Origin of the sequence: Pseudomonas edaphica, from assembly GCF_005863185.1 — a bacterium.
Lineage (GTDB): Bacteria > Pseudomonadota > Gammaproteobacteria > Pseudomonadales > Pseudomonadaceae > Aquipseudomonas > Aquipseudomonas edaphica.
The window spans coordinates 1-2,896 of sequence record NZ_VBVZ01000718.1 but is presented as its reverse complement, the minus strand read 5'-3'; the positions used below and the strand labels follow the sequence as shown (position 1 = coordinate 2,896).

Below are 2,896 nucleotides of genomic sequence, written 5' to 3'. Positions count from 1 at the left end.
CATGCCGTCCAGCGAACCAATGCCACTGGCGATACGCGTCATGTCGGCGCTGTCGGGGGCGGATGGGTGGCTATAAAGGCTTTCGAGACGAGGGTAAACCACCAAGCCATTGTCGGTAATCTCACACTCATGAAGGCCTGTCAGTGCTCCACTGCCGCGAGTTTTACGCAGTTGAATACGACGTACCGAGCGAGTGCCAAATAGCTCTTCGCCCATTTCAATGACGCCATCAACCATGGTGTGTTCAGGGCTGCCGTCGTCGAGACGGGAGCTGGTCAGAAACAGCACCGTGCAACCCGCGAAATCAGCGTGCCCTTGCAACTCGGAAATGAATTTCTTGGTGTCGATGTGCGAGTCGGCTTTTGAGCGAGCATTAAGCAAGCCGTCTACCACCATCACTGTAGCTTTTTGTCGACTTATCTCGCGCCGAAGCAGTTTTACCACCTCGTCCAGCCCTTCGTTTTCCAACGTATCAAACGCGCTGACAAACTGAATGTCGGCGCCCACTTTGGACGCGTCGAAAAAGCTCAGAGTAGAAAGAAACTGAAAAAGACGGTCGTGTGACTCGGCCAGCAGTGTGGCGACCAGAACCCGGCCTCCATTGTTCGCATGATGGAACCGTTTTGCCAGACCCTGGTCGCCCCTGGATTATGTAGGAGGCGCCCGCGACCAGCCCTCCCTTGAGCAGAGCGTCGAGCCCTTCGATTCCACTTTGGAGGCGTTTTAGCTTTTCCACAATGCGACCCTGATCTGAAAAACAGGCTGTTTAAGCCGAGTGGTGGGAATGCTAACGCCATTTACGCTTTAGAGCCATTCAGTCCTGAAGCATGGTGGGCGAATCAGCGGGGATGGAGTTCCAGATCGTGTCTCCCCATGCACCCATTCGCAGGTAGCGGCGGTAAAGACCTCACCTTGACCTTGTGGAAGTGCACCACCATGCCGACCCCGCACCTATGCAAATCGACACGAGTGTCACTAAGGTCGGGCGCCAGTCGGATGGCGGGCGGCAACTTCAGAAGCACGCAAGGTCGCACTGGGCGGCAGATATCTCATAGGGGCGGTATCCAGCGAGTCATCGGAAAGGCGCGTACATGAACGTTAACTCATGCAGCAGCCAAACTTACTGTAAACGTCGCCTCCCTGACGGGACAGTGGCTCAATTGACACTGAATGCTCAATGATGGGGAGGCTTTTCGGTGTACTGGATCCGGAACGCCAACAGGGCGATGAGCCTTTACTCCTTGGCCCTCAGCACAACAATCCCCGGCGTGTTAGCCACATACGCCAGAAACGGCGAATCCACCACCTTTTGACTGCCTGAATGCGAGGACGCATTGCGCAGTACGGGGCCTTCGTCCGTCATGATAAAGAACCCCACATGGGTCACATCCAGCCCGGCCAAGGGCGTATAGATGCCAATAAAATCGCCCTCGTGCAGGCGACTGATGACCTGCTTATCGATAAAACCAGCAGGAATGTAGGTGACCGTACGCTGGACCACCGGCAGGCCAGGCAAGTAGGTACTGCCGTCGGCTTTTTGGTTGAGGCGTTTTTCGCGGCGAACGGCATGGGCACTTATCTGCGCGGTGATGTCTTGCGCCGGTTTATACGTGCCGCTGTAGGCCCAATCCGTGTAGAAGTGCTTACGGCTCAGAAAGTCGAGATCGCCATCAACATAACGCGTGCGCAGCAGGTTCTTCATAAAGTCGGGTTGTGCTGCCGATTGTCGCAGGGCCTCGACGTAATCCAGGTAGGTAAAGCAATCCAGGCCTCGAAAATCGACCACCAACTGTTCGGGCGTGCTCAGTGAGCCCTGTAACTTGTTGGCAGCATAGGGCGTGCCTAAAAAGGCCTCCGAGATCAGGCCGATCTGTTGGCCCGCGGGAAGCAACCGGTAGTTTGGACGCTCATGGAGAATCGCATTGAGCTTCTCAACGGTGTAAGGATCCAGCGTCGCACCGGACGTCAGCGCTGCATTTTGCTGACGTTCGAGCGCATGATTTCCAGTGGTTGCCCCCGACGAACCACAACCCGCCAACAGCATCGACATCAGGATAAAAACATAGGGTGTACGCATCTGACTCTTCACTTATCCAAGGGGCATCCGAACATACCGGCCAGCGCCGGTCAGCCGTGGCCGGCGCTCAAGCGCTCCCACAGAAAGCCATAGACCAGCGCTTTCATGTACGCACTCTGGGCATTATCCGCCGCGCCGCCGTGGCCGCCTTCGATGTTTTCGTAGTACGTCACGTCCTGGCCGGCATCGATCATTTTGGCCGCAAGTTTACGGGCATGGGCCGGGTGTACGCGGTCATCGCGGGTCGAGGTGGTGAACAGCACCGGCGGGTAGGTCTTGGCCGGGTCGAACAGGTGGTAGGGTGAAAACGTCTGGATGTAGGCCCATTCTTCAGGCACGTCCGGGTTGCCGTACTCTTCCACCCATGAGGCGCCCGCCAGCAAGTGGTGATAGCGCTGCATGTCGAGCAAAGGCACCTGGACGACCACGGCCGCGAACAACTCGGGGTATTGGGTGAGCATATTGCCGGTCAACAGGCCGCCATTGCTGCCACCTTGCACGGCCAGGTGCCGGGGCGAGGTGATCTTGCGGTTGATCAGGTCTTGCGCCACTGCGGCAAAATCCTCATAGGCGCGCGCACGCTTGTGCTTGAGCGCCGCCTGATGCCAACGCGGGCCGTATTCGCCGCCGCCGCGAATATTCGCCACGGCATACACACCGCCTTTGGACAGCCAGGCGCGGCCCAGCCCGCCGGAATACTCCGGGCACAGCGACACTTCAAAACCGCCATAACCGTAGAGCAAGGTCGGCGCGCTGGCGGTGGACTGCAAGCGCTGTTCGGGCAGCCGGAAATACGGCACGCGGGTGCCGGCCTTGGGC

Annotated in this window: 2 protein-coding genes and 1 pseudogene; all 3 read right to left on the bottom strand. The window is 57.9% G+C overall.

Features of this window, described 5'->3' with window-relative positions; translation table 11 throughout:
• Nucleotides 1-739 (bottom strand): annotated as a pseudogene (locus FEM54_RS29475) (RAD55 family ATPase); the annotation flags it as partial.
• A gap of 495 nt (nt 740-1,234) precedes the next feature.
• A complete protein-coding gene (locus FEM54_RS29465; RefSeq protein WP_138453946.1) occupies nt 1,235-2,077 on the bottom strand; it encodes a DUF1460 domain-containing protein in 843 nt (280 codons plus the stop codon).
• A gap of 50 nt (nt 2,078-2,127) precedes the next feature.
• A partial coding sequence (locus FEM54_RS29460; protein WP_138453945.1) for a prolyl oligopeptidase family serine peptidase occupies nt 2,128-2,896 on the bottom strand: 769 nt, incomplete at its 5' end.